Below are 5,090 nucleotides of genomic sequence, written 5' to 3' on the forward strand. Positions count from 1 at the left end.
TTGAACAAAGTGAAAGCCGGCGCCTTTAGACGCTGGCCGGTAACAAGCCCTTATAGGGCTGGAGCAAACCACCCGCTATGCGGGTGGTTTTGATTTCCGGCTGGGAGCGCTGAATCACCCTGTTCATTTTTTCTGAAACTCCAGCCTTGGGCATGCCTTCCTCTCCGCGCCGTTAGCGCTTCATACCTATGATCGTCTCCAGCATGGCATCCACGGTTGTGATGCCCTTGGAGTTGGCCTGGAAACCCCGCTGGGTGGTGATCATCTGGACGAACTCACGGGACATGTCCACGTTGGACTGCTCGACATGGTAAGCGTTGGTTGATCCGAAACCGTCGTCATTGGCTACGCCCTGACGCGCCTTGCCGGATTCCTTGGTTTCAGAGAAAAGATTGCCGCCTTCCCGGTGAAGCCCCTGAGGATTGTCAAAATCGCAGAGAAGCAGTTGCCATAAGGCCAGGGTTTCGCCGTTGTCATAGAAACCAGAGACGATGCCGTTTTCGTCAATCTGATAGGTGCTCAAAATTCCCGCAGCGTAACCATCCGCATCCGAATTCTGCACGACGGACTTGCCCTGCTTGAGGAAACTGGCGGTGCTTTCCCGGTTGGGCGACGTCATAGTGGCGCCCGTAGCGGAAAAGTCGAGAGTCTTCTGTGTGGCGGGAGGAACAGCCCGGGTCGTCAGACTGGCCAAGGATGTGGCGGCGGCATTGTTCCAGGCCGGATTATTGGCGGTATTTCTCAACCCCAGGTCAAGCTCAACGATATAGTTTTCCGCAATGCTGTATGGGGTGCCGCCGTTGGCCGCCGTTTCAGACACGCAGTTGGCCAGAGGCTTGCCGTCGAAGTTGGCCGTGAACACGGGCAGACCATTGCTGGAAATCTTGGTGGGCTGCCAGGAGGCCATGTTGTCGGGATCCTGATCGCAGGGTGTATCCGCAACCAGAGGGGCGTTAGCCCTATCCAGACCGTCGGCGCCATAGGTGTAGGCCGTCTGATTGACCAACTGGCCGCTTTCATTGAAGATCAGATGCCCTGTCATCAGCACGCCGGCCTTTCTGGTGCCGGCAAAGGTATCCTCGCCGGTTATCTGCGGGTTGCCCTCGGCGTCGTAGGTGATGGTGCCGCCGTAAGTGCGCTTGTCCTCGGACGGGGGAATGGTCACCAAGTACTCGTAAACCGTGTAGCCCTTCGGGAGCCCTGAAATCTTGTAGCCGTCGTTCTCAAGGGCCACCTGATCGTAATAGACCGTCATGGTGTGCTCGGTACCGCCCTCGTCGTAGACGTCGATACTGGAGTGCCCCACATAAGCTTTGTCGGACAAGGGCGTTTCAGCCGTACCGTCCCACTGGTTCCAGAGCGCGGACATGGGATTGTCCGCATTGGTGGTTTTGTCGCTGCCCGCGTCGGTGGTCAGGCCCATGGTAAAGAATACGCTACGGGTCTGCTGCGGCGGCAGGTTCCACATATCCAGCACAATATCCGTAGGCGTGCCGCTGCCCACATAGGACGATTCCGTTGCGGAGGTGCTGCCCAGACTGGTAGCGCCGCAGTTGAAAGTCAGATTTGTGGAATTGTCCACACGCCAACCCTGTACATGCAACCCCTGAGGATTGATAAGCTGGCGATCTTTATCGAAATAAAAATTGCCGGCGCGGGTATAGTACATTTCATCGCTGTTGGGCTTACGCACCTTGAAATAACCGTTGCCGTCAATGGCCAGGTCGGTGCCGGAATTGGTATTTTCGAGCGCGCCCTGGGAGTAGTCGCCCAGCACGGCATAGGTGCTCACGCCCGCGCCGATCTGGGTGGGGCCGCCGGCGCTGCTGCCATTCATGTACAGGTAATCATTGAAATCCATACGCTGGCTTTTGAAGCCACCGGGTCTCCGCGTTTTTGCCTTGGCACGGCAGCGGGGACGCTGTTATGCGCGTCAGAATCGCCGAGCCGCAAGAGATGGGCGGCACAGCGGCGGCATAATGACCATCGCCTAACGGAGCAGAACAATGGTTGAATGGCAGAGGCTGGACGTCGGCATTCGCGTCCGCATTCATCCCACGCGCAGACACGGTGCGCTGCCGGACAGATATTTTGTATTGCGCTACAGCGTGGACGGCGTGAAAAAGCAGGAGGCCCTCGGCTGGGCCAGCAGGGGCTGGACCCTGGCCAAGGCCCGCGACGAACTGGCCAAACTGCGGGCGGCCGCTCGTCTTGGCGAGGGGCCAGTGACCCTGAAAGAAAAAAGGGAATTGGCACGGACCGTCCGGGAAGCGGCTCAAGCCGCCGAACAACAAAAAATCGCCATTTCCGGCCTCTGGGCGCATTACCGGGCCGCGCACGCCCAAAGGGCGGGCATCATGCATGACGCCTGCAATTACAAACATTTTGCTGAATTGCACGGCCTGACGACGGATCAGCTGCGCACAGCGCAACTGGACGCCCTGCGGGAAAAACTGTTCGCTCAGGGCAAAGCCCCGCAGACCATCAAACACGTTCTGGGCCTGCTGCGCCGCATCATCCGCTGGGCGGTTTCACGCGGCCTTTGCCAGCCGCCGGATCCCTCCCTCCTGCGTTTTGAGATGCCTAGGGTGGACAATCAGAAAACGGAATGTCTGAGTCCGGAGCAGGCCAAACGGCTCTTCCAGGTACTGGACGCTTCATCCGAGCGCAATCTGGCCGCCCTGTTGCGCCTGGCTCTGGCCACAGGCTTGCGCCGCAAGGCGCTCTTCGGTCTGCAATGGGACGATCTGGACTTTCGGCAAGGCGTGCTCATACTGCGCGGCGAGCATGCCAAAAAAGGACGTACAGCTTATCTGCCCATGACGCCAGTTGTCCGCGCCATTCTGGAGCATATTGAACGGACGGATTCCCCTTACCTCTTCCCAGGCAAAAACGGCGGCAAGCGTGTCGAGGCGCGCGCTTTTTGCCGCCGGGTGCGGGAACTCTGCGGTCTTCCCAAAGACTTCCGCATGCTGCACGGGCTGCGGCATACCTATGCCTCCTGGCTCGCCTCCAGCGGTCAGGTGGATCTCTTCAGCCTCCAGCGCCTGCTGACCCATGAAAGCCCACAGATGACCTTGCGCTATGCCCACTTGGCGGACAGCGCCCTGCGACGCGCCGCGTGCGTCATTGACGACTGTCTGCGAGAAGCCTGCGCGGTTCAATCCGCCGTTCCGCCGCGTGGCACAGAAGCGGCACAGGCGGCTCCCGCAACGGACCGGAAAAGAGTCGCGTAACGCGCCAAAAATGCAGCACTCAGTAGGAGGAAAAATTTTCCCCACCCGCAATACAATTCAATAACATATTAAAATATAAATATAAAATAAACTTGGCACATGGGTTGCAAATCATGGACACAGCTTAGTAACCACCCCAGGAGGTGTCCCATGTCTTTGGTCATTAACCACAATATGATGGCCGCCAACACGGCCCGAAACCTGAATGCGCATTATTCACAACTGAGCAAGTCCACCGAGCGCCTTTCCACGGGCCTGCGGGTCAACAGCGCGGCTGACGACGCCGCCGGACTGGCCATCCGCGAATTGCAGCGCGCGGACATCGCTACCCTGCACCAGGGCGCGCGCAATGCCAACGACGCCATTTCCCTGATCCAGACCGGCGACGGCGCGCTGGGCGTCATCGACGAAAAACTGACCCGCATGAAGGAACTGGCCGAACAGGCCGCCACCGGCACCTATGATTCCACCCAGCGCCTGATGATCGAGTCCGAATACCAGGCCATGGCCTCGGAAATTACCCGTATCGCCAATGCCACGGACTTCAACGGCATCAAGCTTCTGGACGGCACCCTATCCTCCAGCTCGCACGACGGCAGCGGCCTGACCGCCACCGGCAAGCTGAAGGTCCACTTCGGCACGGGCAATGATTCCGCCGAGGACTACTATTACATTACCATCGGCAGCTGCACGGCCTCGGCCCTGGGCGTAGGCAACCAGGCCATTAACCCTGATACCGGCCAGTTGCGCGCCGGCGGCACCATTTCGACCCAGGAAGCGGCCCAGCAATCCCTGGTGGCTTTGACGGATGCCATCGTATCCAAGGACAAGATCCGCGCTCACCTGGGTGCCATGCAGAACCGTCTGGAGAATACCATCACCAACCTGAACACTCAGGCTGAAAATCTCCAGTCCGCGGAATCCCGCATTTCCGACGTGGACGTCGCCACGGAAATGACGCAATTCGTCCGTACCCAGATTTTGAGTCAGAGTGCGGTAGCCATGCTTTCGCAAGCTAACTCGCTGCCCCAGATGGCCATGCAGCTCATCGGCGGCTAGGCCATCTCGACATAGGCTGTGGCAGACCAAAGACGGGAGGCCCGGGGGCCGTGCCCCCGGGCCGGGAAAAATTCTCCGGCCCGGCTTTCGCGTGATGTATCGGCTTATGACGCCGGAACGAGGCGCGCATCCGGATTTTATTCGGCATGTTCCAGCGACTTCAAGGCTTGTCGGGCGGCTTCCTGCTCGGCTTTTTTGCAGCTTGTGCCGCTGGCCGTGAATTCCCTGCCGTCCGGCAGATGCAAGGAAACTTCAAAAATTTTGGCGTGTTCCGGGCCATGGCTTGCCGATTGCACGTACACCGGCCGTTCCCTGAATAATTGCTGCGCCACTTCCTGCAAACGCGTCTTATAATCCTTCCTCTGCGGTTCCCCGGCCGCTCGCGGCCAATGCGGCGCAAAGATGCGGGCCACTGCCGCCTGCGCAGCGGTAAAGCCGCCATCCTCGTAGACGGCGGCAAGCACCGCCTCCAGCACGTCGCTGAGTACGGAATCGCGGCTGCGGCCGCCCTGGCGTTCCTCGCCCTTGCCCAGCTTCAGCAGGCCGTCCAGGCCGCATTCCCGCGCCCGTTCAGCCAGACTGACCGTGCTCACCAGGCGCGCGCGCAGCTTGGTCAGCTCCCCTTCCCGCGCCTCCGGAAAACGACGGAACAACTCCCAGGAAACGCAGAGTTCAAGCACTGCGTCGCCCAGAAATTCCTGCCGTTCATTATGGTGCTGCCCACCGGAATACTCATTGGCCCAGGAGCTGTGGGTCAGGGCCAATTCCAGCAGCTCCGGGCGGGCGAAGACATGG

Annotated in this window: 4 protein-coding genes and 1 pseudogene; 2 read left to right on the plus strand and 3 right to left on the minus strand. The window is 59.6% G+C overall.

What is annotated here, in order from left to right:
• Nucleotides 1-172 precede the first annotated feature (172 nt).
• A complete protein-coding gene (locus KH208_RS15575; protein ID WP_367114972.1) occupies nucleotides 173-619 on the minus strand; it encodes a flagellar hook-basal body complex protein in 447 nt (148 codons plus the stop codon).
• Between the two features lie 30 nt (nucleotides 620-649).
• A pseudogene (locus KH208_RS15155) lies at nucleotides 650-1,867 on the minus strand (flagellar hook-basal body complex protein); the annotation flags it as partial.
• 139 nt (nucleotides 1,868-2,006) lie between these two features.
• On the opposite strand from KH208_RS15155, the gene KH208_RS15160 reads away from it, so the two are divergent.
• On the plus strand, nucleotides 2,007-3,236 hold the full coding sequence (locus KH208_RS15160) for a tyrosine-type recombinase/integrase (protein ID WP_291437686.1): 1,230 nt from the start codon (nucleotides 2,007-2,009) through the stop codon (nucleotides 3,234-3,236).
• 150 nt (nucleotides 3,237-3,386) lie between these two features.
• Nucleotides 3,387-4,295 (plus strand): flagellin, encoded by a 909-nt coding sequence (locus KH208_RS15165; protein ID WP_291437688.1) that lies wholly within the window; start codon nucleotides 3,387-3,389, stop codon nucleotides 4,293-4,295.
• A gap of 137 nt (nucleotides 4,296-4,432) precedes the next feature.
• Here the strand turns inward: KH208_RS15165 and rnc are convergent.
• The coding region (rnc, locus tag KH208_RS15170) for a ribonuclease III (protein ID WP_367114971.1) at nucleotides 4,433-5,090 on the minus strand (658 nt) is incomplete at its 5' end.

Origin of the sequence: Desulfovibrio sp. (assembly GCF_018379785.1) — a bacterium.
Classification (GTDB): Bacteria; Desulfobacterota; Desulfovibrionia; order Desulfovibrionales; family Desulfovibrionaceae; genus Desulfovibrio.

Bases quoted from the DNA above. Each gene is read 5' to 3' on its own strand.
- KH208_RS15575 (WP_367114972.1), bottom strand. From the start codon at position 619: ATGACGTCGCCCAACCGGGAAAGCACCGCCAGTTTCCTCAAGCAGGGC.
- KH208_RS15160 (WP_291437686.1), top strand. From the start codon at position 2,007: ATGGTTGAATGGCAGAGGCTGGACGTCGGCATTCGCGTCCGCATTCAT.
- KH208_RS15165 (WP_291437688.1), top strand. From the start codon at position 3,387: ATGTCTTTGGTCATTAACCACAATATGATGGCCGCCAACACGGCCCGA.